Origin of the sequence: Cupriavidus yeoncheonensis (assembly GCF_905397275.1) — a bacterium.
GTDB classification, from domain to species: Bacteria; Pseudomonadota; Gammaproteobacteria; order Burkholderiales; family Burkholderiaceae; genus Cupriavidus; species Cupriavidus yeoncheonensis.
Genome location: NZ_CAJPUY010000005.1, coordinates 78,910 through 104,686 on the forward strand (window position 1 = coordinate 78,910; position 25,777 = coordinate 104,686).

The following is a 25,777-nucleotide window of genomic DNA, read 5'->3' on the forward strand; positions in this document are numbered from 1 at the left end:
TCGGTGCTCGCCTCTCCTCAATGCCTGGCGGCGGCCGCGCCGCCAGCGTCGGCGCGATGCATCAGCCGGCGCAGGCTCGGGTTCATCGGCCTGAGTGCCGCGCGTTCGGCGCATAGCGCCTGGGCCAGGCTCCTGCGGCCGGCGCGCAAGGCGGCCTCGATCAGCGTCAGGTTGATGACGTCGCGCTGCGCATGGCTGCCGCCGAAGCGGCTGGCGATCAGGCGCGCCGGCATCAGCCGCTCGATGGTGGTGTCGTAGTCGCCCTGTTCGAAGGCAATCAGCGCCTCTGCCACGGGCACGCCGACATCGCGCGCCATCATCGCGTTGGTGCCCGCGCCGGCCGCGGCGCCGAGCAGGGCGGCGAGCAACTCCGCCGCGGCCTCGGGCTGCCCGGCGCCAAGGCTGGCCATGATCGCGTGCACATCGTTGAACGCGTAGTAGCCGGCGGCGCCGCGTGTCTGCCAGTCGCTCGCCAGCGGCTGCCAGCGCGCGCCCGCGTCCACGCCGCGCAGGTGCAGCCGCCACAGCAGTGCCGAGGCATCGACGAGGTCCAGCGCAATGGCCGGCGCCGGGCGGCAAACATGCGCGTCATAGAGCGCCAGTACCGCGTCGGTATCGCCCTGCTCCAGTTCGAACAGGGCCAGGTGCCACCAGTTGTGCACGGCCAGCATATTGTCCTCGGCCCAGTCCTCGCGGTGCGAGGCGAGCCAGTTGATGCCGTCGTCGAGCCGCCCCTGCATCTCCATCACGTGCGCGACCGCGTGTATGGCCCACGGATCGCGCGGATTCAGGTCCAGCGCGCTGCGGCCGCGGTCCTCGGCGCGCTCGTAGAACTGGGTTTCCTCCAGGCCGAACGCATGCATGCCGAGCAGGTAGCTGAAGCCCGGCATCTCGGCGTCCCAGTGCGGCAGCACCTGGGCGATGCGGTCGCGCAGCATGCCGGACTGGCCAAGCAGAAAGTCACCGATGTGCGCGACCTGCACCGCGAGCAGGTCGAGCGGATAGTCGATGGCGATATCGCCGTAGCGCTCGATGGCGCGCGTGAACGACCCGTCCAGCCACGCACGCGCGGCGGCGATATGGCGGCGCTCGCGCTCGTTGGCGCCTTCATGCAGCGCCTCGCCGGCCTCGACGCTCTCGCGCAGCATCGGTGCGGCCGTGCCATCGCCCGAGGTCACCACCAGCCCGGCGCGCAGCGCGTGGCCCATGGCAAAGTCCGGTGCCTCGGCCAGCGCCTCATCGATGAGCGCGAGCGGATCGCCGTAGTAGCCGTTGAACAGGTGCAGCGCCGCGTCGAACTGTTCCAGCGAACGGGCATTGCCCGTCGAGACTTCCAGGCCGCGGGAATCGACTGTTGCCATGGCATCCTCCGTACGTGTGGAACCATCCTAGGCCGGCATGCGCAGGATGCAACGTGCGGCAACGCGAATGCCGCCTCGGCGGCGCATGGGCCGGCAGCCTGTGCGCCAAGCGCCGCTGGCGCGAGTGTCGGTTACACTGCCCGCTCATTCCACTACGCCGCCGCAACCGGATTCCCCATGAAACGAATCGCTCTGCTCCTCAGCGCCATGACCTTCGCCTGCGCCGCCGTGGCAGCCACCCCGGCCGCCACGGGCGCCTCGGCACCGGCGGCTGCCGCAGCGCCGCAGACGCTGCCTTCGGGCATGACCATCCAGCACCTGGTCAAGGGCACCGGTCCGTCGCCCAAGGCCACCGACACGGTCCAGGTGCACTACCGCGGCACGCTGGCCGATGGCACGGAGTTCGACAGTTCGTACAAGCGCGGCCAGCCGATCTCGTTCCCGCTGAACCGCGTGATCCCATGCTGGACCGAAGGTGTGCAGGCCATGCAGGTCGGCGGCAAGGCCAAGCTGACGTGCCCGGCGGCTACCGCCTACGGTGCGCGCGGCGTGCCGGGCACGATTCCGCCGAACGCCACGCTTACGTTCGAGGTGGTGTTGCTGGGCATCGGCGGCTGAGTTTTCGCCCTTATTGCTGCGGTGCCCCGGAGGCGGGCGCCGCAGGCACTGCCGGCTCCGCGGCCGGCGCGGATGCCGGCGATGGCGCTGGCATGGCGGCGCCTTCCGTTTCCTCGTCGTCGCCATAGTTGGGCAGCTTGCCGCTGCCGCCGTCGAGCAGGTAGCGCCGGCGCTGCACGTAGGCATCGCGCACGAACGCGTACTTGTCCAGCGCCGCCAGCGAGAGCAGGTCGGTCGCGCCGAGCAGGTTGGTGCGCACGTCCACCACGTTCATGGCAAACAGCGAATTGCGCCACGCCGGATCCATGTAGGTGGTCGGGTCGAACTGGAAATTCACATACAGGCCTACGCCGTCCCGGAACGAGCTCGGGCCGAAAAACGGCAGCACCAGGTAGGGCCCCGATGGCACGCCCCACGTTCCAAGCGTCAGCCCGAAGTCCTGCGAATGCTTCTGCAGGCCGGCCGGCGTGGCAATGTCGATCAGCCCGCCAATCCCCAGCACGGAATTGATCGCCACCCGCATCAGGCTTTCGGCCGCGTCCACGCCCTTGCCCTGCAGCAGGTTGTTGGCGAAGTTGCCCACGTCCGCGATATTCGAATAGAAGTTGGTCACCGCGGTGCGCACCGGTTGCGGCGTGACCGCCTTGTAGCCCTTGGCGACCGGCGTGGCGACGTATTGGTCGAGCTTGTCATTGACCTTGAAGACCACGCGGTTCATCGGTTCGAGCGGGTCGTCGGGGTTGGCCTGCGGGCCGGTGGCGCAGCCGGCCGCAAGCAGCGCAGCGAGAGCGAGGAAAGCCGGCCGTAGGGGCCGGCGCGTCAGTGAGGGGAGCGGCATGGTGCGGCGAATGAGTCGGGGGTTGTTTATCGTTATTCAGCGGGCGTAGCGTGAGGCCGGTGCGCGGGTTCGCGCGGGCGGCCCATCAGGATCGGCTGGAAGAACACCGCGCCGGCCAGCGTGCACATCAGTGCCAGCGCCAGCAGCTTGCCCATGCTCGCGGTGCCGGGATGCTGCGACAGCCACAGGCTGCCGAACGCCGTGGCGGTGGTGGCGGCGCTGTAGAGCACGGCGTGCGTGAGGCTGGACTGCAGCAGCTTGGTCTTGCCGTGGCGCCATGCAATCACATAGTAGATCTTGAAGGCCACGCCAATGCCCAGCAGCAGCGGCAGCGCGATCACGTTGGCGAAGTTCAGCGCAATGCCGAACGCCGCGCACAGTTCCAGCGTGACGATGGCCGACACCAGCAGCGGCACGAGCGTGCGCAGCACATCGCCGAAACGGCGCAGTGCAATCCACAGCAGGACCGTGATGGAGAGCACGGCCCAGGCGCCGGCCTGCGCAAAGGCCCCCATGATCGTATCGGCGGAGCCGCGGATGGCGATCGGGCCGCCAGTGGCGTTCGGCTCCACGCGCAGCACGGCATCCATGAACAGGTTGAGCGCGGCTTCGCGTTCAATGCCGTGCTCTTGCGGCAGCCTTGGGGTGATGCTGACCAGCGCGCGTCCATCGGGGGTCAGCCAGTCGCGCGCGATCTCGTGCGGCAGGGTTTGCTGCGTGACGGGCCGGGGGTCGAGCATCTGGCGCAGGCGGCCCAGCGCCAGGCGCAAGGGCAGGGCAATGGCCAGCTCGGCGCGGTCGCGCGTGGCGGCATCGGCGTCCGCGAGCCGCTTCAGCACCTTGGACAGGCGCGTTGCCTGCGCGGCGCCGGTTTCGGGGTGCTCGTCGGCCGCGATGGCGAGCTGGCGCGAGGCGTTGCGCAGCGCGCTGACGCGTGCCATGTCGCTGGCCGGCGTGGCGGTCTGCTGCGTGAGCACGGGCATCAACGCGGTGCGCGCCGTGCCGATCGCCGCGAGCTTGGCCGGCTGGTCGTCGGGAATGAAGGCCTGCAGCGTGACAACGCGCGCCACTTCGGGCAGCGGCGACACCTTGGCCGCGATCGCGCGCGCGGCATCGAGCGACGGTGCCAGCACGGTGACATCGTCGGTGCCCGCTTCCGGCGCATCCTTGAGCGCCAGCAGCGTCGCCATCGATTCCGAGTGCGGGTCTTTCAGGTGCAGCGGGTCGAAGTCGAAGCGCAGGCGCAGCAGCAGCGGCGACGCCAGCAGGATGGCGGCGCAGGTGAACAGCAGCACCGGCTTGCGGTAGCGCTCGAAGAATGCGTCGGCCGGAGCCAGCCAGCCAAAGCCCGGTGCCTCGGCTTCGCCGCGGGGCTTGAGGACCTGGATCAGCGCGGGCAGCATCGTGAACGTCGTCAGGAACGCCACCATCATGCCGACGCCGGCAATCTGCCCCAGCTCCGCGACGCCGCGGAAGTCGGTCGGGAGGAAGCAGAAGAAGGCGGCCGCCGTGGCCGCGGCCGCCAGCGTGAGCGGCAGCGCGGTCGCCTGTGCGGCGTGCTCCAGCGCCTCGGCAATATGGTCGCGGTCGTGGCGCTCGGCGCGATAGCGCACGCCGAACTGGATGCCGAAGTCCACGCCGAGGCCGACAAAGAGCACCGCGAAGGCGACCGAGATCATGTTCAGCGCGCCCACCATGGCCAGGCCCAGCGCGGCGGTCATCAGCAAGCCCGTGAACAGGCTGGCCAGCACCGCCAGGATCAGGCGGACGGAGCGCAACGCCATCCAGAGGATCAGCACCACCACCAGCACCGTCAGCAGGCCATTGAGCGCGGCGCCATCGCTGACCGAGGCGAATTCGTCGTCGGCCAGCGGCTGCGGGCCCGTCAGGCGCACGCTGGCCTGGTAGCGCTGGGCCAGTTTCAGTTCGGCAGCCGCGGCGCGGATGGAATCGGCGGCGGCCGCGCCTGCCTGCAGGTCGCTGTAGTCGAGCACCGGGCTGACCGAGACAAAGCTGAAGGCACGCCCTTCCTTGTCCGGCTTGAAGCTGTCGTCGAGCAGTCCGGCCCACGACATCGCGGCCGGCTTGCCCGCCAGCACCTGCTCCAGCGCGCCCGCGCTGGCGCCCAGCAGGTCGTCCATATCGGCCAGCTTGACCTGGCCCATCGTCAGCGGCAGGCCAAGCGTGGCGGCAAGCGTGTCGGAAAGCCCGCGCAGCGTCGGGTCGTGCGCCAGCTGGTTCAGCAGCGGGCGCGCCTGGACCAGTTGCTGCGTGACCTGTTCGACTTCGGCCGTGCGTGCGAACAGCAGGCCGTTGCGGGCAAAGAACTCACCCGCGCCGGGCTGGCTGACCGAATGGAAGTGCTCCGGATGGCGCCGCAGCGCGTCGGCGAGTTCGTTGGCCGCGGCATCGGCCAGTTCCGACGCGGGCGCCTGCACCACGGCCAGCACCATCTGCCCGCGCTGCGGAAAGGCCGCGCCAATGGCGGTATCGCGCCTGGCCCACGGCGCGTCGGATTCGAGCAGGCGATTGATGTCCGTGTTGATGGCGAAGTGCCGGGCCACATAGAAGCCGCTGGCGGCGGTGAGCAGCAGGGCCGCCACGATCACCAGCCAGGCGCGGATCGTGGCGAGCCTGACGAGGCGGGTCAGCAGCGAAGTCAGCATGGAGTGCTCGGGACAGGGCTTGAGCCGCGAGTATACCGGCTGGCGCGCGGTTGGCCCGGTCGCGTGGCGCATGCGGCGCAGCCGGAGCGGCAACCTCGTTCCGCTATACTGGCCCGGCATCCCCGGGCGCCATGCGGAGCGGGGCCCGGAGCCTTTTTCAAACGCATCTTGCAGTACACATCGGCATGAACAGATTCGGTTTGATTTCCCTTGCGCCGATTGCGGCGGTCGCCATGGTGGCCACGGTGCAGGCGCAGACGGTGCAGCCCGGCGACCTCAAGGCCGCGCCGGAACGACTGGTGCAGGCGGCGGTGGAAGGCACGATCACGACGATCCAGACCAACCCCGAAACCCGCGGCGGCGACCTGGCGAAGATCACCGCGGTGGTCCAGAAGCAATTCCTGCCCTATACGGATTTCGGCCGCACCACGCGGCTGGCGGTCGGCAGCGCATGGCGCAATGCCACGCCGGAACAGCAGAAGCAACTCCACGAGCAATTCACGACGCTGCTGGTGCGCAGCTACGCGGTGTCGTTGTCGCAGCTGCGCGAGCAGAACGTCAAGTTCCGCTTCAAGCCGGCGCAGGCCGGGGGCGGATCGGGCGACATGGTGGTCGAGTCGCGCGTGCTCAACAACGGCGACGAGATGCAGATCGACTACCGCCTGCAGCGTACGCCCGGCGGCTGGAAGATCTACGACATCAACATGATGGGCGCGTGGCTGATCGAGGTGTACCGCAAGCAGTTTGCCGATATCGTCGCGCGCGGCGGTGTCGACGGGCTGGTGAAGTACCTCGTCGACCATAACGCGCGGCAGGCGGGCTAGGCTGCAGCGCTCACTGCGCGGTGCCGCCGGCCGTCCCACGCCGCCAGCGCCGCAGTTCCACCCATTGCCACGACAGCAGCGCGGGCACGCCGAACAGGACTTCGCGCGCGCGCTTGACCAGGGCCAGTGCCAGCGACACCTGGGCGTCCAGGCCCAGCGCCTGGCCGAGCAGCATCACCACGGCTTCCTGCACGCCCAGCCCGGCCGGCACGAAGAAGGCCATGTGTCGCACGGCCTGGGTCAGCGCCTCGATCGCGATGGCCTGCCAGAACGGCACGGGGTGCCCCAGCAGCATCAGCGCGAACCAGACCTCCAGCGTGCCGCTGACCATTCCGGCCAGTTGCCAGCCCAATGCCCCCAGCAGTTCGCGCCGGCGCCGGTTGAGCGCGCGGATCTGGGCATCGAGCCGTGCACCGTCGATCATCGCGACGATGCGGTGATCCTCGCCAAACAGCTTGCGCGCCGCGCCTTCCAGTTTCTCGAACACCGACGTATGCCGCAGCGACAGCGCGAACGCTACCGGCACCGGCAGGGACAGCGCCAGCCCGGTCAGGATGACCCACGCCTGGGCACGGTCCTGCAGCGCGGCGAGCAGCATCAGCACGCCCAGCGCCGAGAACAGGTACTGGGCGAAGATCGTGATCATCACTTCAACGACGATGGTGGCCGTGACCGCCGTGGTGTCCTGCAGGCGCAGGCGGCTCAGCCGCACGCCGACCAGTTCGCCGCCCACGCTCATGGTGGGCAGCAGGCGGCCCACGGCTTCGCGCACGGCGGCTACCCACGTCAGGAAGCCGAGGCCCGCTTTTTCCTCGGGGTCGGCCGAGGTCAGCAGCACGCGCCAGCCCTGCGCGTCCAGCGCCAGGGGCAGCGCATGTAGCGGCACCAGTAGCAAGAGCAGCCAGCCGCCCTGCGCCATCACCGTGGCGATGTCGCCGATGCCCTCGTGCACGACCAGGGCGGTGAACGCGAGCAGGCCCAGCAGGCCAGTCAGATAGGCGATGCGTTTCATGTGAGAGGAATCAGGCCGTGGCCAGCACGTCGGCAAAGCCGCCGCGCCGCACCCCGGCCGCATCGAGGGCCGCGCGCACGCGCGGCGACAGCAGCGCAGCCAGTTCGTCGGCGTGGCGGTAGCCGGCCATGGTCGGCGCGATGGCCGCGCCCGATGTGACAGCCGGATGCAGGTAGATTTCCCCGATGCCGTAAGGCAGCTTCGCCAGCGTGGCGAGCAGCACCGCCTCGTCCATGGCACCGCTGCGCGCCATGCCGACCACGTAGTCATTGTGCGCGATGCCGGCGCGCCGCAGCCGCCGGCGCAGCAGCGCCAGCCACGGGCGCAGCAGCAGCGGCGCGTCGGATTCCAGCGGCAGCCGCACGGCGCGCAGGCCGAATTCACGGCCGATCGACAGGATCAGCGACAGCACGGTCGGATGCAGGTGGAAATGCTTGTGCGTATTGACGTGGTCCAGCGGCAGGCCGGTCGCGGCAAACGCCTCGAACTGCGCGCGGATCTCCGCGGCGAGCTGGCGGCGCACATGCGGCAGGAAGAAGAAACGGCAACCGTCGCGCGCCATGGCCGAACCGAAGCGGCCGTGCGCATCGACGAGGTCGGGAATGGCCGCGCGCGGCAGCATCGCCGGGCCATCGGCCAGCACCACATGCAGGCCCACGCGCAGCGAAGGCAGGCGCCGCGCGCGCGCCACGGCGTCGGCGGCTTCGGGCGCGGACACCATCAGGCTGGCCGCGTTGAGCACGCCGTCGCGATGCGCGAGCTCCACCGCCTCGTTGACGGCGGTATGCAGGCCGAAGTCGTCGGCGGTGATGATCAGGCCGCGCGCGGGACGCGCGGCGGTGGCGGTGCTTTGCGGCAGCAGGATCAGGCCTCGCGCGAACGCAGGAAGCGGAAGAACTCCACGCCTTCGCGCAGGCGCCGCTTCATCATGTCCCAGCTGCCGAGCATCTCGCGCACGATCTCCCAGATCTTGCCGGGACGGAAGTAGAACTGTTTATAGAAGCGCTCCACGCCACCGTAGATCTCTTCCTTCGACAGGTGCGGGTAACTGATCGCCGCCAGCTGCACGCCCTTGTCGTTGACGAGGTTGATGACCTTGTTCTCCTCGAGCCAGCCGTTGTCGACCGCCTGCCGGTACAGCGTGGTGCCGGGGTAGGGCGCCGCCAGCGACACCTGGATGGTGTGCGGGTTGATCTCCTTGGCGTAGGCGATGGTCTTCTCGATGGTCTCCTGTGTCTCGCCCGGAAGGCCAAGGATGAAGGTGCCGTGGATCTGGATGCCAAGCTTGCGGCAGTCTTCGGTGAAGCGGCGCGCGATGTCCGTGCGCAGGCCCTTCTTGATGTTCAGCAGAATCTGGTCGTCGCCCGACTCATAGCCGACCAGCAGCAGGCGCAGGCCGTTCTCCTTCATGATCTTGAGCGTGCCGTACGGCACGTTGGCCTTGGCGTTGCACGACCAGGTCACGCCCAGCTTGCCGAGCCCGCGCGCGATCTCCTCCACGCGCGGCTTGAAGTCGGTGAAGGTATCGTCGTCGAACATGATCTCCTTTACCTCGGGCATGTTCTCCTTGATCCATTTCACCTCGGCGATCACGCTTTCGGCCGAGCGCGTGCGGTAGCGGTGCCCGCCAACCGTCTGCGGCCACAGGCAGAACGTGCAGCGCGAACGGCAGCCGCGCCCCGTGTAGATCGACACGTAGGGGTGCTTCAGGTAGCCGATGAAGTAGTTCTCGATCTTCAGGTCGCGCTGGTAGACAGGCGCCACGAAGGGCAGCTCGTCCATGTTCTCGATCATCGGGCGCTGGCCGTTGTGCTCGAGCGACCCGTCGGGCAGCCGGTACGACAGCCCCAGGATGTCCTTGAGCGGCTTGCCGGCGGCAACGTCCTGGCAGGTGTAGTCGAATTCCTCGCGGCAGACGAAGTCGATCGCTTCGCTCGCGCCGAGCGTGCCGCCCGGGTCGACCGCGGGCTTGGCGCCGACCATGCCGATCATCACGCCGGGTTTGCGCTTCTTCAATTCCTCGGCGAACCTGGCGTCGGTCGGGAACGACGGCGTGCTGGTGTGGAGGATGACCAGGTCGTAGTCGACGGCGATGTCCAGCGTCTGCTGCGGCGTCAGTTCGTCGGCGGGCGCGTCGAGCACGCGGCTGCCGGGCACCAGCGCGGCGGGCTGTGCCAGCCAGGTCGGGTACCAGAACGACTTGATCTCGCGCTTGGCCTGGTAGCGCGAACCGGCGCCGCCGTCGAAGCCATCGAAGGAGGGGGCCTGGAGGAACAGTGTTTTTTTCATAGCGGCCGCTTTTTCGTGATGCCGTTGGATGACGATAGGGGGGACGGGGATCTGGTCCGCTCGGCGGATTGCGGATCCCGCACCGACATCACCTGCTCGCGCCATTGCACGCGTGTGCCGGCGAGGGCGCAAAGCCATCCCGCGAACAGCAGCATGTCGCGCAGCGGCGCCCGCAGGGCGGCCGCGAGCGTGCCGGCCGTCGAGCCGCGCGCGATGACGCCGGCCAGCGCGACGGCGAATAACGCCGGCGTCGGCGACAACGCCAAGCCCAGCGCCAGCATCGGCCAGGTGAAGGTGATGAAGGTAAATGCGAAGCCCGCCGGGTTCAGCGAGCGGATGGTGCGCAGCCAGCGCAGTTCGTGCGTCCAGAGCTCGGACAGCCGCGTCTCGGTCACGTCGGTGCTGACCACCACGTCGGACAGCATCGTGCGCAGTCCCGCCTGCCGGGTCAGTTCGCCCAGCCAGAAGTCATCGGCGAGCCGGTCGGACAGCGACGCGAAGCCGCCGATCTGCGTCAGGGTGTCGCGGCGTAGCGCGATGGTGGCGCCGAAGGCAAAGCGGCGCGAACCGCCGGCGTGCGCGATGCGCACCGACGGCGCGAACCAGTCGTCGATGAACTGCGCGCCGAGCTTTGCCCAGAAGGCATCGACGGGGCGCCCGCGATACAGGCAGGTGACGATGCCGACGCCGGCGTCGGCCAGCGGCGCGGTGACATGCGCCAGGTAGTCGGGCGGTACGGCGATGTCGCTGTCCGCCACGACCAGCAGGTCATGGCGCGCCTGTGCCGCCAGGTTGATCAGGTTGCTGACCTTGAGGTTGCTGCCGTGCACGCGCGGGTCGATGACCAGCTGGATGTCGGTGCCGGGGAAGTCCTGCTGCAAGCGCCGCACGACGGCGATGGCGGGATCGTCCGGGTCACGCACGCCGCATACGATCTGCTGGCCAGTGACCGATTGCCGGCACAGCGTGGCCAGGTTGTCGTACAGGCGCGGCTCGTCCCCGCACAGCGGCTTGAGCACGCTGGCGCGCACTTCGCCGGCTTTGGCCGGGGGCGCGGCGCGCGTGCTCGCGCGCCGCGTCAGCACGGCGGCGGCCATGGCATAGCCCGCCGACACGCAGGTCAGCGCGCTGCCAAGCAGGGTCGCGGCCATGGCCGCAGCTTCCGCGGGCATCGGTGATCAGTGGGTCGCCGTGGTCTCCGCCCTGGCGGGCCGTTCCTTGCGCGGCTGGGCCCGGCCGATCTCGGCCAGCTTGATCTCGACGTGGCGCGAGAACACGTAATCGGCGGGGCGCTGGTTGTCGAGCGAGATGTCCGGGGCCATCGCCCCATCGGTCTTCACGCCGCGCAGGCTCACGCCGAGCGCCTTGAGCGGATGCGCGAACGTGTCGGCCACGGCGGTGGCCTCGTAGCCGCTGTGGACCATGCAGTCGGCGCACTTCTCGTAGTTGCCGGTGCCGTAGGCGTCCCAGTCGGTCTCTTCCATCAGTTCCCTGAAGGTCTGCACATAGCCTTCGCCGACCAGGTAGCAGGGCCGCTGCCAGCCGAACACCGTGCGCGCGGGGTTGCCCCAGGGCGTGCAGTGGTAGGTCTGGTTGCCGGCCAGGAAGTCGAGGAACATGGTCGACTGGCTGAACGACCATTTCTTGCCGCGGCCGCGGCTCAGGATGTCGCGGAACAACTGCTTGGTCTTGCCGCGGTTCAGGAAGTGCTGCTGGTCCGGCGCGCGCTCGTAGGCGTAGCCCGGCGAAACCGTGATGCCGTCCACGCCCATCGCCCTGACCGTGTCGAAGAATGCGGCCACGCGCTCGGGTTTGGCATCATTGAACAGCGTGCAGTTGATGTTGACGCGGAAGCCGCGCGCCTTGGCCGCCTGAATGGCTTCGACAGCGCGGTCATAGACGCCTTCCTGGCTGACCGAGTGGTCGTGCATCTCGCGGTCGCCGTCCAGGTGCACCGACCAGACGAAGTAGGGGCTGGGCTCGTACTGGTCCAGCTTTTTCTCCATCAGCAGCGCATTGGTGCACAGGTAGACGAACTTGCGCCGCGCGATGATGCCGCGCACGATCTCGGGCATATCCTTGTGCAGCAGCGGCTCGCCACCGGCGATCGACACCACCGGCGCGCCGCATTCGTCGACCGCGCCCAGGCACTCGTCGACGGACAGGCGCTGGTTCAGGATCGGGTCCGGGTAGTCGATCTTGCCGCAGCCATTGCAGGCAAGGTTGCAGCGGAACAGCGGTTCCAGCATGAGCGCGAGCGGATAGCGCTTCTGGCGCGCCAGATGCTTGCCGACGATGTAGGCGCCCACGCGGGCGACCTGCAGGAACGGAATAGGCAAAGGGACTTCCTTCTTTTTTATGGGTTCAGCCGGCGACCTTCTCGACGGGCTCGGGCGCGGCCGCCGTGGGGCGGACATCGGCCAGCTCGGCGGGCAGGCGGAACTCGGCATGCTCCTCGCGGCCTTCCATGGTCGTGACTTCCACGGGGCCCAGGCGGCGCAGCGCGGCAATGACGTCCTCGACCATTTCTTCAGGTGCGGAGGCGCCGGCGGTAATGCCGACGATATTGGCGCCCGCAACCCAGGCCGGGTCGAGTTCGCTGCCATCGGCGATCAAATAGCTCGGTACGCCGCTTTCGGTGCCGATCTCGCGCAGCCGGTTGGAATTGGAGCTGTTGGTGGCGCCAATGACCAGGATCACATCGGCAAGCTTGCACAGGTCGCGCACGGCGCTCTGCCGGTTTTGCGTGGCGTAGCAGATGTCGCGCGTGTCGGGGCCGACCAGGTTGCTGAAACGGCGCGCCAGCGCGGCAATGATATTGCGCGTGTCGTCCACGCTGAGCGTGGTCTGCGTGACATAGGCCACGGGGGTGTCGGCGGGCAGGTCCAGCCTGGCGACCTCGGCCTCGTTCTGGACCAGGATCACCTTGCCGGGGATCTGGCCCATGGTGCCTTCGACCTCCGGGTGGCCGGCATGGCCGATGAGGATGACGGTGCGGCCGCTGGCCGCGTACTGCCGGCCCTGGTTGTGCACCTTGATCACCAGCGGGCAGGTCGCGTCGATCGCGTGCAACTGCCGCTGCCCGGCATCCGCCACCACGGCGCGTGAAACGCCGTGGGCGCTGAAGATGGTCACGGCGCCCGCGGGGACCTCGTCGAGTTCTTCGACAAAGCGCGCGCCCTTGTTCTTCAATCCCTCCACAACATGCTTGTTGTGCACGATCTCGTGTCGCACGAACACCGGAGCCCCATGCTTGACGAGCGCGCGGTCGACAATCTCGATCGCACGCACGACGCCGGCACAGAAGCCTCGGGGTTGAGCAAGAATCACCTGCATACGGTTAGGCCCCCCGACCCTTCAACGGGTTTCAGTGATTGGGAAGGTGTACAGAAATCACATTTCCGACACATGGTGGTTACTATATACCGGTCGCGCCGGAAATGTCTGGCAGGCGTTTTCCCGACGCGGCGTTTCCATCTCATCGTGAAGCGGGTTTATGACAGTAAACGATTACGTTCTGGTGACGGGTGCATCGGGTTTTCTCGGATCCGCGGTGCTGCGGCAGGCACTGGCGCGTGGCTGGCGCGTGCGCGCGCTGGTGCGCGCATCGAGCCCGCGCGCCAACCTTGCGGACTTGCCGGTCGAGGTCGTGCTGGGCGATATGCGGGACCCGGCCGCGGTCGCGGCCGCCATGCAGGGCGTGCGTTACCTGTTCCACGTGGCGGCCGATTACCGGCTGTGGGCGCCCGACCCCGAGGAGATCGTCCGGACCAATGTCGATGGCACCATGGCCGTCATGGAGGCCGCGCAACAGGCGGGCGTGGAGCGCGTGGTCTATACCAGCAGCGTGGCCACGCTGCGCGTGGCGGGAGCCAGCGCACCGGTCGACGAGACGGCCGCCCTGACCCCGCACGAGGCCATCGGCGCCTACAAGCGCAGCAAGGTGCTGGCCGAGCGCGTGGTCGAGCGCATGGTGGCCGAGCGTGGACTGCCGGCGGTGATCGTCAACCCCTCCACGCCGATTGGCCCGCGCGACGTACGCCCCACGCCGACGGGCCGCATCATTGTCGAAGCCGCCACCGGCAAGATCCCCGCCTTTGTCGAGACCGGGCTCAACCTGGCCCACGTGGACGATGTCGCCGCGGGCCATATCCAGGCGCTGGAGCACGGCCGGACCGGCGAACGCTACATCCTGGGCGGTGATGACGTCATGCTGCAGCAGATGCTGCGTGATATCGCCGGTCTCTGTGGCCGTCGGCCGCCGACCGTGCAGCTGCCGCGCTGGCCGTTGTATCCGCTCGCCCACGCGGCCGAAGCCGTGGCGCGCCTGACGCGCAAGGAGCCGTTCATCACCGTGGACGGGCTGACGATGTCGAAGTACAAGATGTTCTTCCGCTGCGACAAGGCGAGGCGGGAACTGGGCTACCAGCCGCGCCCCTATACAGAAGGCCTGCGCGACGCGCTGGCCTGGTTCCGCGAGGCGGGATACCTGCGCTGAAGCGTCAGGACCGCACCGGCGCCTGGCTGCGGCCTTTCCATTGCCCGCCACGGCGCAGCCAGTAGCGCCGCGCCGAATCCAGCGTGGCGCAGAGGTAGAACAGCGCCGTCAGCGGCAACAGCGGCGCGAGCCAGCGGGGCTGGCGGTATTCGCGCAGCATCGGCAGGTAGACCAGGGTCATGGCCGCCCAGGCGAGCCAGGCCGGCCACTGCCGCGCGCCGCCGGCCAGCGCCAGGAGCGGCGGCGCCAGATAGGTCAGGGTCATCGCCACGACCGTGCCGGCCAGCAGCAGCGGCGAGTAGCGCAACTGGGTATACGCACTGCGGGCAATCATGTCCCACAGGCTGCGCCAGTCGTCATAGGGCCGCAGCGACACGCTGTCATCGGCGAGATCCAGGCTGATCGGGCCGCCGGGCTTGATCTTCGCGGCCAGGCTGCAATCGTCGATCAACTCGCCGCGGATGGCGGCGAATCCGCCGATACGCGACAACGCGGCGCGGCTCGCCAGCATGCAGCCGCCCGCCGCGGCAGCTACCTTGCTGCGCGGGTCACGGACGCGCTCGAACGGATAGAGTTTGGCAAAGAAGAAAACAAAAGCCGGCACGATGAGCCGTTCCCAGGGCGAGGCGCAGCGCAACCGTACCATCAGCGAGACCAGGTCGCGCCGCTCCTGCACGGCGCGGGCGACCAGCCCGGCCAGCACGCCGGGGCCGTGCCAGATATCGGCATCGGTCAGCCAGACATAGGCGGCCCCGGGCGCCACATGGCCTGCGGCGGCGAGTCCTTCCGACTGGGCCCAGACCTTGCCGCTCCATCCTGCCGGCAGATCGCGGGCGGGGACGACGGTCAGGGCCCCGGACCGTGGCGTCCCGGCCGCCGCGCTGGCTGCGATCTGCGCGGTGCCGTCGTGGCTGTGGTCATCGACGACGACCAGTGACAGCTTTCCCGGGTACTGCTGTCCAAGCACGCCCGCCACGCACCGGCCGATCACGTCGGCCTCGTTGCGCGCCGGGACAATGGCCACCACCTCGGGCCATGCGGCAGGTGCCGGGGCCGGCGCAGGCTTGCGCACGCGCCAGAAGCCCGCGCGGCCGCACAGCAGCCCGCACCAGACCGCCAGCGACAGCAGGGATAGCGCGAACGCGGCAGTCATGGTCACTTGAGGAAGCGGCGCGCCAGCCGGGCCAGGCGTGGCACCGTCTCGGGCCGCAGCAGGCGTTCGTCGTAACCGGCCATGCGACGGTCGTTCTCGGCCAGGCACAGGTCGATCATCGCGCCCGGCGACAGCGATTCGCCAAGCGCTTCGGAGCCGTTCATGGTGAAGTTGGCATCCTGCGCCGCGCCGTCGGCGTCGATGCCGCGCGCGATGCCGATGCGCTCCCAGACCAGGAAGGCCCACACCCGCGCCACTTTCAGCGCGAACAGCGGCCGGCGCCACCAGGGCAGGTTGCTGCGATACCAGGCCGCCCAGTTGACGAAGAAGAGGATATGGCGGCCTTCTTCCTGGATCACCGGCTCGAAGGTCTCCACGAGATCCGCCGGGAAATAGCCGGAGCGCTTTGCCATGGTGAACAGGCCAAAGGCGAAGAAGCTGTCGATGCACTCGCTGTAGCCCGTCACGAGCCAGCCCCACTCGGGGTCGGCCGGGGGCGGGTAGTCGGGCTCCGGCGCGAGCGGGATGTCGTAGGCCTCCACCAGCCTGGACAGCACGACCTTGTGGCGCGCTTCCTCGCCGCCGTTCATGTCGAGCGCGCTGCGCAGCAGTGGGTCGGTGACCGCCTTGGCAAAGGTCTTCACGCGGATCGAGGCACGGCCCTCGGTCTGCACGGCAATGTCCCAGATCGGCAACGAGGTGACACGCTGCAGCGCGTCCGGCGAGAGCTTCGGCCATTCGATCACGGCCGGCTTGTAGGGGTTGTGGGTCTGCAGCAGCATGTTGCAGAACATGCGCAGGTGCTGCGGGGAGCCGATGCGTACCGGGCCCGGCGTCGGGTCGGTCCAGTGGCGCATGGCGTGGTCCGCCTGCTCCATCGCCGTGCGTGCGACCGTGTCGGCCACGGCGGTGGCGCGCGCCACGGCATCTTCGGCTGAATTTGCGATGACGCCGGCGTGGCCGGCGTCCGGGTCGGTGGCCCCGTCATGGCGGGGCGGCGCAGCGTAGAGTTCGGACATCTGGCCCCCTGGCAGTGGATTGCCCGGGGGCCATTGTAGCGGCGGGCGCCCGCTGGCGCACCCGTCGCAAGCGCCGGTCAGGCCTGGTAGGTGACCGGGCCGCGCGCCCGGACGCCCAGGCGGTAGTACAGCACCGTCAGCAGCACCAGCCAGGCCGGGCCCACGTACAGCGCCACGCGCGTGTCCGGGAAGTAGGCCATCAGCGCGATCACCAGCGCCAGGAAGGCCAGGGCGATCCACGAGCCATACGGCCAGAACGGCATGCGGAAAGCCAGCTTGTCGCGCTCGGCCGCCGACAGGCCGCGGCGGAACTGGATCTGCGTGACGAGGATGATGGCCCAGGTCCAGATCGCGCCGAAGGTGGAGATCGACGTCACCCACACGAACACCTTCTCGGGCACCAGGTAGTTCAGCAGCACGCCGCACAGCAGCGCGGCGATCGAGACCAGCAGCGCGCGGCGCGGCACGCCGTTGCCGTCCACCCTGGCAAAGGCGGCGGGCGCCTGGCCTTGCTGCGCCAGGTTGTAGAGCATGCGGCCGGTGCTGAAGATGCCGCCGTTGCACGAAGACAGCGCCGCGGTCAGCACGACGAAGTTGATGATGCCCGCGGCGGTCTTGATGCCCAGGCGCTCGAACGTCATCACGAACGGGCTGCCCTGCGCGCCGATCTCGTTCCACGGGTAGAGCGAGAGAATCACGAACAGCGCGCCGACGTAGAAGATCAGGATGCGCCAGAACACCGAGTTGATGGCATCCGGGATCGACTTGCGCGGATTCTTCGCCTCGCCGGCGGTCAGGCCGATCATTTCCACGCCCAGGTAGGCGAACATCACCATCTGCAGCGACATCAGCACGCCGCTGGCGCCATTGGGCAGGAAGCCGCCATGCGCCCACAGGTTGCTGATGCCGGTAGCCACGCCGCCGTTGCCCAGGCCGAACGCGATCATGGCCCCGCCGCCGAACAGCATCAGCACGATGGTCACGATCTTGATCATGGCGAACCAGAATTCGAACTCGCCATAGGCCTTGACCGCCAGCAGGTTGACCGAGCCCATCGCTCCCAGTGCCGCGAGCGCCCAGATCCAGCGCGGCACGTCCGGGAACCAGACGCCCATATAGATGGCCACGGCCGTGATCTCGGCCACGCAGGTCACCAGCCACAGGAACCAGTAGTTCCAGCCCGTCAGGTAGCCGGCCAGCGGGCCCATGTGGTCCTGCGCATAGCGGCAGAAGGATCCCGCCACGGGGTTGTGGACGGCCATTTCGCCGAGCGCGCGCATGATCAGGAAGATCATGGCGCCGCCAATCAGGTAAGCCAGCATGATGGCCGGGCCCGCCATCCTGATCGCATTGGCCGAGCCGAGGAACAGCCCTACGCCGATGGCCGATCCCAGCGCCATCAGGCGGATGTGGCGCTCGCCCAGTCCGCGCTGCAAATGCTCGGTACTTGCACTCATTTGTCGTTGTCTCCGTTCAACTGAAAGGCCCGCTGGCCCTTGTGGGGTGGCGGGTGCAGGGATCGTTCCCGGTCTGCACGGCGCACTTTTGCTCAGCTTTTAGCCGGGCGCGCAATGGTGTCGCGCAAAAGCCTGCCGGAACGCTGACCCGTGCTGGTAATTGGCGGATCGGAAACGAAAAATAGCTCGCAAGATTAATGACAAAGTCTTGGCATTTGTTGCTCAATTTGAACGGAATTGTTCGATAGATTGTCTTTGGTGCTGAATGGGGCACTTTTATGCGCGCGGGAGCCGATGGATGACCCCGTCTTCGCATTTTCTACCGAGCACAGTCATGCAAGCCGCCTGCAGGCGAGGCGGGACATCGCGTCCCGTGAGGGGGCGCAGGCGTTGGTCAGGAGGGAGGAGAGCGCTCGCGCCCTGAGGCCGCCAAAGGCGGGAAGGCGACAGTCTTGTGGTTCTTGAGCGGATCCTGAACTGGTGACGACCCGGTTCAATCGGGCGACGGTGCGGCGTTGCGCCGCACCGCTTCGCCAGCGCCTGTCAGGGCAGGCTCTTCACATCCACCATCCCCGGCATCATGTTCGAGTTCAGGTGGAACATCACCCACAAGGTACCGCTCAGCGTGATCACCACCAGCACCAGCGTGAAGATCAGCGCCAGCATGTTCCAGCCGCCCTCCGACTTGGCGTTCATATGCAGGAAATAGATCATGTGCACGACGATCTGCACGGCGCCCAGCGACAGCAGCACGAGCGCGGTGGTGCTGGATTTCTCGAACACCTTGGTCATGACCAGCCAGAACGGAATCGCGGTCAGGATCACTGACAGTACGAAGCCGGTTACATAACCGCTCATCGAGATATGGATGTGGCTGTCGTCATGGCCATGTCCGTCGTGGCCGTCATGGCCATGGGCGAGCGTGTGGTCCGGTGCGCTCATGGCAGCACTCCCATCAGGTAAACGAAGGTGAAGACGCCGATCCAGACCACATCCAGGAAGTGCCAGAACATCGACAGGCACATCAGGCGCCGGCGGTTCTCGGAGATCAGCCCGTGCCGGCTCACCTGCACCATCAGCGTGATGAGCCAGATGGTGCCGAAGGTCACGTGCAGCCCGTGCGTGCTGACCAGCGAGAAAAACGAAGTCAGGAAGCCGCTGCGCCACGGGCCGGCGCCTTCGCCGACCAGGTGGACGAACTCGAAGATCTCCACGCCAAGGAAGGCCGCACCCAGCAGGCCGGTGATCGCCAGCCACCCCTGCGTGCCGCCGACGCGGCCCTGCTGCATCTGCAGCATCGCAAAGCCATAGGTAATGGACGACAGCAGCAGGAACGACGTGTTGAGCGCCACCAGCGGCAGGTCGAACAGCTCGGCGCCGGTCGGCCCGCCCGCATAGTTGCGGCCCAGTACGCCGTAGGCTGCAAACAGGCAGGCGAAGATGAGGCAATCGCTCATCAGGTACACCCAGAACCCCAGCAACGTGCCGTTGGGCACGTGGTACTCGCTGGTCATGTAGAAGCGCAGTTCGCCTTCCTCGGTGCCATGGCCGGACTGCACGGCGGGCGGCGGGGCGGACGGTACGGCCTGCGCGCGGCCGGCGGGGAACGGGGCAGCGGTATCAGGCATGGCGGGCCAGCAGCGCCGAGCGCGCCGCCTCCGTGTTGCCGACCGTATCGGCCGGGATGTAGTAGTCGCGCTTGTAGTTGAAGGTATGCACGATCGCGCTGATGATGAGCGTCGCGAACGCCGCCACCACCAGCCACCAGATGTGCCAGATCAGCGCAAAGCCGCACACCGTGCTGAGACCCGCGAGGATGATGCCCGCGCCCGTGTTCTTCGGCATGTGGATCGGTATGAAGCCGTGCAACGGCCGCTGGAAGCCGTGCGCCTTCATCTGCCACCAGGCGTCGGTGTCATGGACGATGGGCGTGAAGGCGAAGTTGTAGGTGGGGGGCGGCGACGAGGTCGACCATTCGAGCGTGCGGCCATCCCACGGGTCGCCGGTGACGTCGCGCAGCGATTCGCGGCGCATGAAGCTCACCACGAGCTGGATCAGGAAGCTGCCGATGCCCAGCGCGATCAGCAATGCGCCGAAGGCCGCGAGCAGGAACCAGATTCGCAGCGAGGGGTCTTCGAAATGGTTCATGCGGCGGGTCACGCCCATCATGCCGAGCACATACAGCGGCATGAACGCAAAGTAGAAGCCGACCAGCCAGAACCAGAACGAGCACTTGCCCCAGAACGGCTCGAGCCGGTAGCCGAAGGCCTTGGGAAACCAGTACGTGATGCCGGCCATCAGCCCGAACAGCACGCCGCCGATGATCACGTTGTGGAAGTGGGCGATCAGGAACAGGCTGTTGTGCAGCGAGAAGTCGGCGGGCGGCACGGCCAGCAGCACGCCGGTCATGCCGCCGATCACGAAGGTGATCATGAAGCCGACCGTCCACAGCATCGGCACCTCGAAGCGGATGCGCCCGTGGTACATGGTGAACAGCCAGTTGAACAGCTTGGCCCCGGTCGGGATCGAGATGATCATGGTGGTGATGCCGAAGAACGAGTTGACGCTCGCCCCCGAACCCATCGTGAAGAAGTGGTGCAGCCAGACCAGGTAGGACAGCACCGTGATCACGACCGTGGCGTAGACCATCGACGCATAACCGAACAGCCGCTTCTGGCTGAACGTCGCCACCACCTCGGAGAACACCCCGAACACGGGCAGCACCAGGATATAGACCTCGGGGTGGCCCCAGATCCAGATCAGGTTCACGTACATCATGGCGCTGCCGCCCTGGTCGGCCGTGAAGAAGTTCATGCCCAGGTAGCGGTCCAGCGCCAGCATGGCCAGCGCCGCGGTCAGCACGGGGAACGCGGCGATGATCAGCACGTTGGCGCACAGCGCGGTCCAGGTGAAGACCGGCATGCGCATCAGCGTCATGCCCGGGGCGCGCATCTTGACGATGGTCACCAGCAGGTTGATGCCCGATAGCACGGTCCCCACCCCCGCCACCTGCAAGGACCATATGTAGTAGTCCACCCCCACGTCAGGGCTGTGGACGATGCCGGACAGCGGCGGATAGGCCAGCCAGCCGGTGCGCGCGAACTCGCCGACGAACAGCGACATCATCACCAGCACCGCGCCGCCGGTGGTCATCCAGAAGCTGAAGTTGTTGAGGAAGGGGAAGGCCACGTCGCGCGCGCCGATCTGCAACGGCACCACGAAGTTCATGAGCCCGGTCACGAGCGGCATGGCCACGAAGAAGATCATGATCATGCCGTGGGCGGTGAAGATCTGGTCGTAGTGGTGCGGCGGCAGGTAGCCAAGGTTGTCGCCGAACGCGACGGCCTGCTGCAGGCGCATCATCACGGCGTCGGCAAAGCCGCGCAGCAGCATGATGATCCCGAGGATCACGTACATGATGCCGATCCGCTTGTGGTCGATGCTCGTGAACCACTCGCGCCACAGATAGCCCCACAATCCGAAGTAGCTCACCGCGCCCAGCAGCGCCAGGCCGCCGAGGACCACGACGATGAAGGTGCCCAGCAGGATCGGCTCGTGCAGCGGTATGGCCTCCCAGCTCAGGCGGCCGAAGATGAGCGTGGCGAGTTCGGATCGCTCCTGCATGTTGTTCTCCAGGGCCAGGGTGAAGGTCTCTCGTCTCGGGGCGCTCGCGTCCCGGCTGTGCTACCGCAGCGCCACCGCGCTGCGCTCGCTGTACGGGGCGGCCGGGTCGAACGGCGCCTTCGGCGTATTGCTGGCCGTGCAGACGGCGCCCAGCGCGCCGCCTTGCTGGCGGCGTGCGTCCATGGCCAGCATGTCCTTCTGGCACACCTGCCCGGCGCGCACGCAGCGGTTCAGGATGGCATCGAACAGGTCGGGCGTGACACTGGCGTAGTGGCGCACGGGATCGCGCTCGCTGGGCTGCTCCAGTTGCAGGTAGCCGTCGCGCGACAGCGGCGTGCCGCTGTTCTTGACGCGCTGGACCCAGCGGTCAAAGTCGTCGTGGCTCAGGCCGTGGAAACGGAAACGCATGTGCGAGAAGCCCGCGCCGCTGTAGTTGGCGGAGAAACCTTCATAGTCGCCAGGCTGATTCATCACCGCATGCAGCTTGGTTTCCATGCCAGGCATCGCATAGACCTGGCCGGCCAGCGACGGAATGAAGAAGGAATTCATCACGCTCGAGGCCGTGATGCGAAAGCGAATGGGCCGGTCCACCGGCGCGGCGACTTCGTTGACGCTGGCAATGCCCTGCTCTGGGTAAAGGAAAAGCCACTTCCAGTCGAGTGCAACCACCTCGACCGTCAGCGGTTGCACATCGGCGGGCAGCGGCCGTTGCGCATCGAGCCGCTGCAGCGGCCGGTACGGATCGAGCTTGTGGGTGCTGACCCAGGTGACCGCGCCCAGCGCGATGATGATCAGCAGCGGCGCCGACCAGATCAGCAGTTCCAGCACGGTGGAGTGGTCCCAGTCGGGGTTGTAGGGCGCACCGGTATTGGAGGCCCGATAGCGCCACGCGAACAGCAGCGTCAGCACGATCACCGGCACGATGATCAGCAGCATGAGTCCGGTCGAGATCAGGATCAGGTTGCGCTGCTGGACCGCGAGATCACCGTTCGGCGACATCAGCACCGTACTGCATCCACACAGGACAGCCAGTGCCGGAACCAGCAGGATCCAGCGCGGCGCGCGCGGTACTGCCTGAGTCGAACGGTCGGATCGCATAGGCTTGGGTCCTCTGTTGCCATCCTGTACGCTTAAGCGTACGTGACTTAGACTGGTCTGAGCAACTATGGCAGTTTAGGCGCTCAGGGGCTAATCGCCAGGGGGCAAATTGCTCTCTAGCCCCGTTACTCTCTGTGGAGGTATACGGATGGCAAGCGTGACCCATCAGCATCGTGCGTCTCCTTCTGCACCTCCCGCGCCAGGGGCCGCGCATATCGCGCCGGCGGAAATCGCCACCGGCGTCGTGATCGGCAGGGCGTCCGAGTACTTCGACTTCTTCGTCTATGGCATCGCGTCGGTGCTGGTCTTCCCGAGCGTGTATTTTCCGTACGCCGACCGGCTCGACGGCCTGCTCTACTCGTTTTCGGTCTTCGCGCTGGCCTTTGTCGCACGGCCGTTCGGCACGGCGCTGTTCATGCGCATCCAGCGGCGCTGGGGACGCGGCATCAAGCTGACGGCGGCGCTGTTCCTGCTTGGCACGGCCACGGTGGGCATCGCCTTCCTGCCCGGCTATGCCACGCTGGGGCATACCGCCATCGTGCTGCTGGCCGTGTTTCGTGCGCTGCAGGGCATTGCCTTCGGCGGTTCGTGGGACGGGTTGCCATCGTTGCTCGCACTCAATGCGCCGCCCGAGCGGCGCGGCTGGTACGCGATGATGGGGCAGCTCGGCGCACCCACGGGCTTCATCGTCGCGGGCTCGCTGTTCCTGTTCCTGAACCTGAGCCTGGATCGTGGCGAGTTCCTGGAATGGGGCTGGCGCTACCCGTTCTACGTGGCCTTCGCCATCAACGTGGTGGCGCTGTTCGCGCGGCTGCGGCTGGTGGTGACGCATGAGTACACCCAACTGCTGGACGAGGACGAGCTGGAACCGATCAGCACCCTGGAGCTCATCAGCAAGCAGGACTACAACATCTTCCTTGGCGCCTTCGCCGCGCTGGCCAGCTTTGCGCTGTTCCACCTGGTCACGGTGTTCCCGCTGTCGTGGGTGGAGCTGCACCAGACGCAGCCGATCACCGACGTGCTGACCGTGCAGGTGGCCGGAGCGTTCATCGGCATCCTGGGCACCATTGCCTCGGGACGCATCGCCGACCGTATCGGGCGCCGCACCACGCTCGGCACCATGGCGGTGCTGATCGGCGTCTTCGCGCTGTTCGCGCCGCTGCTGATGGGCGGCGGGCCGGTCGCGCAGGACCTGTTCATCCTGATCGGCTTCGGCCTGCTCGGCCTGTCCTACGGACAGGCGGCGGGCGCGGTCACGTCCAACTTCGAGCGCCGCTACCGCTATACCGGCGCCGCGCTGACCACGGATTTCGCGTGGCTGTTCGGCGCGGCCTTCGCGCCGCTGGTGGCGCTGGGGCTGTCGGCCAAGTTCGGGCTGATCGCGGTCAGTGCTTATCTGATGTCCGGCGCGCTCTGCACGCTGCTCGCGCTGCGGATCAACCGGGCCCTGGCTTCCGACGAGGACTGAAGCGGCCGGCGGCCGCGCGCCATGCCCCCGGCGGCTGGCCGAAGCGGCGCGTGAAGCTGCGCGTGAAGGTGGTCTGGTCGGGATAGCCCGAGGCCAGCGCCACCTCCACCAGCGGCAGGCCGGTGCCGGCCAGCAGTTGCACCGAGCGGTCCAGCCGCAGGCGCGTCTGGTAGCGATGGGGCGTGTCGCCGAACGCCTCGGCGAACAGTGTGTGGAAGCGGCGCACGCTCCAGCCGAAGCGCTCCGCCAGGTGGCCCGCATGCAAGGCCGACGACAGGTTGGCGCGCAGGTAGGCATCGATGGCCATGACCGGGAACACGGTCGCGGGGCCATGCCCGTCCGATGCGCCGAGAGCGTCGGCAAGGTCGCTGGCCAGCGTCGCGGCCACGGTCCAGTTCAGGTGCGCCGCGCGGGTGCCGGCCGGGCGCAGCGCCGCCAGTGCCCGGACGCGCGTGCCGAGGGCGCCATCCAGCACGAAGGCGCGCGGCCGTTCCATCAGCCGCGCGGGCAGTGCGACCGACGCGCCGGGGAAGTCCGCAACCACCTGCAGGTTGCCGGCCAGCCCAAGGAACTCGTGGTGGCTGGCGGCCGGCACGATCAGCCCGTGGTGGCGATCGACCCGGTACAGATGGCCATCGATCTCGAGCTCGGTGGCCCCATCCAGGCCGAACAGCAACTGGTGATGGTCGTGCGCATGCCCCGCGGGCCACGGGTGGTAACGCCGGGACTCCACCAGCGGGCTCGCGGCGCCCGCGTGCGCCAGTTCAGTGGGCTGCGGCATGCCTTGGCCTTTCCCGCGTCTGGCACAGCCAGACCCCCGCGCCGGCGACGGCCATGCCCAGCCACTGCAGCGGCCCGAGGCGGTCGCCGAACAGCAGCCACGCCTGCACCGCGGCCAGCGGCGGCGCCAGGAACATCAGCGCCGCGGCACTGGCCGCCTGCCCGCGCCGCACGATGCCGAGCAGCAGCCAGGTGCCGGCACCGGAGATTCCCAGTGCCGCCCAGCCAAGCGCCGTCCACAGGACCGGCCCCGGCTGCCAGTGCGGCGCCGGCGACAGCCACACGGCCACGCCGGCCACCAGCATGGCGCCGGCGTTCTGCCACGCCGAGCTGGTACGGAGGTCCGAGGCGGCAATCGACATTTTCTGCAACAGGGTTCCCATGGTGATCGAGACAATGGCAAGCAGCCCGGCCAGCAAGACCCAGGGCGATACGGACTGGCCGGCGCCGGCCTGCACGACCGGCACCACTAACGGCGCCACGACCAGCGCCACGCCTGCGGCGCCGGTCGCCAGGCCTTGCCACGTGCGTCTGGAAGGTAGCTCCTTCAGCAGGGGAATGGCAAGCAATGCCGTCAGCAGGGGCTGCAACGCGCCCAGCAGCGCCATCACGGCCGGCGGCAGGCCGTGCGCCACCGCGCCGAAGGCGGCGCACAGGTACAGGCCCTGCATCAGCGCCCCGGCGAGCAGGTGGCGCGGGACTTCATGCCACGCTGGCCAGGCGGCGCGCGCGGCCAGCGCGGCGATGCAGAACATGAGCGCGGCCAGCGCAAAGCGCGCGAGCAGGAACAGGCTGGTGTCGGCCAGCGGCACGATGGCCTTGCCGACGATGAAGCCGGTAGACCAGATCAGGACAAAGGCCAGGCCGGGCAGCCAGCCGGCGGAATCTTGGGGGCGGGACATAGGGGTTCACGGCCGGGGGCCGGTGGTGGTTCATCTGGGGCCCGGCGCAACGGAAACCCGTGGTGCCGGCATGCCGCAGAAACTAACGCCCGGGCCGGAGGATGTCTTGGCGATTCCGGCAATCGGCCCTGGCAATGGGGTGCTTTGGGCGACGCATGATAAGACCGTTG

The 25,777-nt window shown here is 67.9% G+C and carries 22 protein-coding genes; 4 read left to right on the forward strand and 18 right to left on the reverse strand.

Going from position 1 to position 25,777, the window contains the following annotated elements; genetic code table 11:
• Positions 1-17: 17 nt before the first annotated feature.
• Complete coding sequence (locus KHO22_RS08325; RefSeq protein ID WP_211946645.1) at positions 18-1,361, reverse strand: tetratricopeptide repeat protein; 1,344 nt, start codon at positions 1,359-1,361, stop codon at positions 18-20.
• 177 nt (positions 1,362-1,538) lie between these two features.
• Here KHO22_RS08325 and KHO22_RS08330 point away from each other — a divergent pair, with 177 nt between their 5' ends.
• Positions 1,539-1,979 carry an FKBP-type peptidyl-prolyl cis-trans isomerase gene (locus KHO22_RS08330; protein ID WP_211946646.1) on the forward strand — a complete coding sequence of 147 codons (441 nt, stop codon included), beginning with the start codon at positions 1,539-1,541 and terminating at the stop codon, positions 1,977-1,979.
• A 10-nt stretch (positions 1,980-1,989) separates the two neighbouring features.
• On the opposite strand, the gene KHO22_RS08335 is transcribed toward KHO22_RS08330, so the two are convergent.
• On the reverse strand, positions 1,990-2,817 hold the full coding sequence (locus tag KHO22_RS08335) for an MlaA family lipoprotein (RefSeq protein WP_211946647.1): 828 nt from the start codon (positions 2,815-2,817) through the stop codon (positions 1,990-1,992).
• Between the two features lie 32 nt (positions 2,818-2,849).
• Positions 2,850-5,483, reverse strand: coding sequence for a hopanoid transporter HpnN (hpnN, locus tag KHO22_RS08340; protein WP_211946648.1), 2,634 nt, complete (start codon positions 5,481-5,483; stop codon positions 2,850-2,852).
• 185 nt (positions 5,484-5,668) lie between these two features.
• On the opposite strand from hpnN, the gene KHO22_RS08345 reads away from it, so the two are divergent.
• Entirely contained in the window at positions 5,669-6,307 is a 639-nt protein-coding gene (locus KHO22_RS08345; protein ID WP_211946649.1) for an MlaC/ttg2D family ABC transporter substrate-binding protein, read from the forward strand.
• Between the two features lie 10 nt (positions 6,308-6,317).
• Here KHO22_RS08345 and KHO22_RS08350 read toward each other — a convergent pair whose 3' ends face one another.
• The 6 genes from KHO22_RS08350 to ispH are packed head-to-tail and all read right to left on the reverse strand — an operon-like array spanning position 6,318 to position 12,944.
• Positions 6,318-7,319 (reverse strand): HpnL family protein, encoded by a 1,002-nt coding sequence (locus KHO22_RS08350; RefSeq protein ID WP_211946650.1) that lies wholly within the window; start codon positions 7,317-7,319, stop codon positions 6,318-6,320.
• A 10-nt stretch (positions 7,320-7,329) separates the two neighbouring features.
• Complete coding sequence (gene hpnK, locus KHO22_RS08355) at positions 7,330-8,136, reverse strand: hopanoid biosynthesis-associated protein HpnK (protein ID WP_211946846.1); 807 nt, start codon at positions 8,134-8,136, stop codon at positions 7,330-7,332.
• A gap of 47 nt (positions 8,137-8,183) precedes the next feature.
• Complete coding sequence (gene hpnJ, locus KHO22_RS08360; protein WP_211946651.1) at positions 8,184-9,608, reverse strand: hopanoid biosynthesis associated radical SAM protein HpnJ; 1,425 nt, start codon at positions 9,606-9,608, stop codon at positions 8,184-8,186.
• Positions 9,605-10,759 carry a bacteriohopanetetrol glucosamine biosynthesis glycosyltransferase HpnI gene (hpnI, locus tag KHO22_RS08365; protein WP_230426792.1) on the reverse strand — a complete coding sequence of 385 codons (1,155 nt, stop codon included), beginning with the start codon at positions 10,757-10,759 and terminating at the stop codon, positions 9,605-9,607. The genes hpnJ and hpnI overlap by 4 nt, the downstream gene beginning before the upstream one ends.
• A gap of 27 nt (positions 10,760-10,786) precedes the next feature.
• On the reverse strand, positions 10,787-11,947 hold the full coding sequence (gene hpnH, locus KHO22_RS08370; protein ID WP_211946653.1) for an adenosyl-hopene transferase HpnH: 1,161 nt from the start codon (positions 11,945-11,947) through the stop codon (positions 10,787-10,789).
• 25 nt (positions 11,948-11,972) lie between these two features.
• Positions 11,973-12,944, reverse strand: coding sequence for a 4-hydroxy-3-methylbut-2-enyl diphosphate reductase (gene ispH, locus KHO22_RS08375; RefSeq protein ID WP_211946654.1), 972 nt, complete (start codon positions 12,942-12,944; stop codon positions 11,973-11,975).
• Positions 12,945-13,104: 160 nt separating this feature from the next.
• Between ispH and hpnA the strand changes: the two genes are divergently transcribed.
• Complete coding sequence (gene hpnA / locus KHO22_RS08380; protein ID WP_211946655.1) at positions 13,105-14,106, forward strand: hopanoid-associated sugar epimerase; 1,002 nt, start codon at positions 13,105-13,107, stop codon at positions 14,104-14,106.
• A 4-nt stretch (positions 14,107-14,110) separates the two neighbouring features.
• Here the strand turns inward: hpnA and KHO22_RS08385 are convergent, their stop codons facing one another.
• The 7 genes from KHO22_RS08385 to cyoA all read right to left on the reverse strand — a co-directional run bounded on the left by KHO22_RS08385 (position 14,111) and on the right by cyoA (position 22,457).
• Positions 14,111-15,259: a glycosyltransferase gene (locus KHO22_RS08385; RefSeq protein ID WP_211946656.1), complete on the reverse strand. Its 1,149-nt coding sequence runs from the start codon at positions 15,257-15,259 to the stop codon at positions 14,111-14,113.
• A 2-nt stretch (positions 15,260-15,261) separates the two neighbouring features.
• Positions 15,262-16,137 carry a ferritin-like domain-containing protein gene (locus tag KHO22_RS08390; protein ID WP_211946847.1) on the reverse strand — a complete coding sequence of 292 codons (876 nt, stop codon included), beginning with the start codon at positions 16,135-16,137 and terminating at the stop codon, positions 15,262-15,264.
• A gap of 218 nt (positions 16,138-16,355) precedes the next feature.
• Entirely contained in the window at positions 16,356-17,735 is a 1,380-nt protein-coding gene (locus KHO22_RS08395; protein WP_211946657.1) for an amino acid permease, read from the reverse strand.
• A 543-nt stretch (positions 17,736-18,278) separates the two neighbouring features.
• Entirely contained in the window at positions 18,279-18,677 is a 399-nt protein-coding gene (gene cyoD, locus KHO22_RS08400; protein ID WP_211946658.1) for a cytochrome o ubiquinol oxidase subunit IV, read from the reverse strand.
• The gene (cyoC, locus tag KHO22_RS08405; RefSeq protein ID WP_211946659.1) at positions 18,674-19,363 is read right to left on the reverse strand and encodes a cytochrome o ubiquinol oxidase subunit III; all 690 of its coding nucleotides are present in this window, start codon (positions 19,361-19,363) and stop codon (positions 18,674-18,676) included. The genes cyoD and cyoC overlap by 4 nt, the downstream gene beginning before the upstream one ends.
• Complete coding sequence (cyoB, locus tag KHO22_RS08410; RefSeq protein ID WP_211946660.1) at positions 19,356-21,359, reverse strand: cytochrome o ubiquinol oxidase subunit I; 2,004 nt, start codon at positions 21,357-21,359, stop codon at positions 19,356-19,358. The genes cyoC and cyoB overlap by 8 nt, the downstream gene beginning before the upstream one ends.
• Positions 21,360-21,419: 60 nt before the next feature.
• On the reverse strand, positions 21,420-22,457 hold the full coding sequence (gene cyoA, locus KHO22_RS08415) for a ubiquinol oxidase subunit II (protein WP_211946661.1): 1,038 nt from the start codon (positions 22,455-22,457) through the stop codon (positions 21,420-21,422).
• Between the two features lie 148 nt (positions 22,458-22,605).
• Here cyoA and KHO22_RS08420 point away from each other — a divergent pair, with 148 nt between their 5' ends.
• On the forward strand, positions 22,606-23,925 hold the full coding sequence (locus KHO22_RS08420) for an MFS transporter (RefSeq protein ID WP_211946662.1): 1,320 nt from the start codon (positions 22,606-22,608) through the stop codon (positions 23,923-23,925).
• On the opposite strand, the gene KHO22_RS08425 is transcribed toward KHO22_RS08420, so the two are convergent.
• Both KHO22_RS08425 and KHO22_RS08430 read right to left on the reverse strand, forming a co-directional pair.
• On the reverse strand, positions 23,894-24,706 hold the full coding sequence (locus KHO22_RS08425) for a helix-turn-helix transcriptional regulator (RefSeq protein WP_211946663.1): 813 nt from the start codon (positions 24,704-24,706) through the stop codon (positions 23,894-23,896). The two genes, KHO22_RS08420 and KHO22_RS08425, sit on opposite strands and share 32 nt — an antisense overlap.
• A complete protein-coding gene (locus KHO22_RS08430) occupies positions 24,690-25,607 on the reverse strand; it encodes a DMT family transporter (RefSeq protein ID WP_211946664.1) in 918 nt (305 codons plus the stop codon). Before KHO22_RS08430 ends, KHO22_RS08425 begins: the two co-directional genes overlap by 17 nt.
• Positions 25,608-25,777: the final 170 nt, after the last annotated feature.

Coding starts and splice junctions, on each gene's coding strand:
- KHO22_RS08325 (WP_211946645.1), bottom strand. CDS start 1,361: ATGGCAACAGTCGATTCCCGCGGCCTGGAAGTCTCGACGGGCAATGCC.
- KHO22_RS08330 (WP_211946646.1), top strand. CDS start 1,539: ATGAAACGAATCGCTCTGCTCCTCAGCGCCATGACCTTCGCCTGCGCC.
- KHO22_RS08335 (WP_211946647.1), bottom strand. CDS start 2,817: ATGCCGCTCCCCTCACTGACGCGCCGGCCCCTACGGCCGGCTTTCCTC.
- hpnN (WP_211946648.1), bottom strand. CDS start 5,483: ATGCTGACTTCGCTGCTGACCCGCCTCGTCAGGCTCGCCACGATCCGC.
- KHO22_RS08345 (WP_211946649.1), top strand. CDS start 5,669: ATGAACAGATTCGGTTTGATTTCCCTTGCGCCGATTGCGGCGGTCGCC.
- KHO22_RS08350 (WP_211946650.1), bottom strand. CDS start 7,319: ATGAAACGCATCGCCTATCTGACTGGCCTGCTGGGCCTGCTCGCGTTC.
- hpnJ (WP_211946651.1), bottom strand. CDS start 9,608: ATGAAAAAAACACTGTTCCTCCAGGCCCCCTCCTTCGATGGCTTCGAC.
- hpnI (WP_230426792.1), bottom strand. CDS start 10,759: ATGGCCGCGACCCTGCTTGGCAGCGCGCTGACCTGCGTGTCGGCGGGC.
- ispH (WP_211946654.1), bottom strand. CDS start 12,944: ATGCAGGTGATTCTTGCTCAACCCCGAGGCTTCTGTGCCGGCGTCGTG.
- hpnA (WP_211946655.1), top strand. CDS start 13,105: ATGACAGTAAACGATTACGTTCTGGTGACGGGTGCATCGGGTTTTCTC.
- KHO22_RS08385 (WP_211946656.1), bottom strand. CDS start 15,259: ATGACTGCCGCGTTCGCGCTATCCCTGCTGTCGCTGGCGGTCTGGTGC.
- KHO22_RS08390 (WP_211946847.1), bottom strand. CDS start 16,137: ATGGAGCAGGCGGACCACGCCATGCGCCACTGGACCGACCCGACGCCG.
- KHO22_RS08395 (WP_211946657.1), bottom strand. CDS start 17,735: ATGAGTGCAAGTACCGAGCATTTGCAGCGCGGACTGGGCGAGCGCCAC.
- cyoD (WP_211946658.1), bottom strand. CDS start 18,677: ATGAGCGCACCGGACCACACGCTCGCCCATGGCCATGACGGCCACGAC.
- cyoC (WP_211946659.1), bottom strand. CDS start 19,363: ATGCCTGATACCGCTGCCCCGTTCCCCGCCGGCCGCGCGCAGGCCGTA.
- cyoB (WP_211946660.1), bottom strand. CDS start 21,359: ATGCAGGAGCGATCCGAACTCGCCACGCTCATCTTCGGCCGCCTGAGC.
- cyoA (WP_211946661.1), bottom strand. CDS start 22,457: ATGCGATCCGACCGTTCGACTCAGGCAGTACCGCGCGCGCCGCGCTGG.
- KHO22_RS08420 (WP_211946662.1), top strand. CDS start 22,606: ATGGCAAGCGTGACCCATCAGCATCGTGCGTCTCCTTCTGCACCTCCC.
- KHO22_RS08425 (WP_211946663.1), bottom strand. CDS start 24,706: ATGCCGCAGCCCACTGAACTGGCGCACGCGGGCGCCGCGAGCCCGCTG.
- KHO22_RS08430 (WP_211946664.1), bottom strand. CDS start 25,607: ATGTCCCGCCCCCAAGATTCCGCCGGCTGGCTGCCCGGCCTGGCCTTT.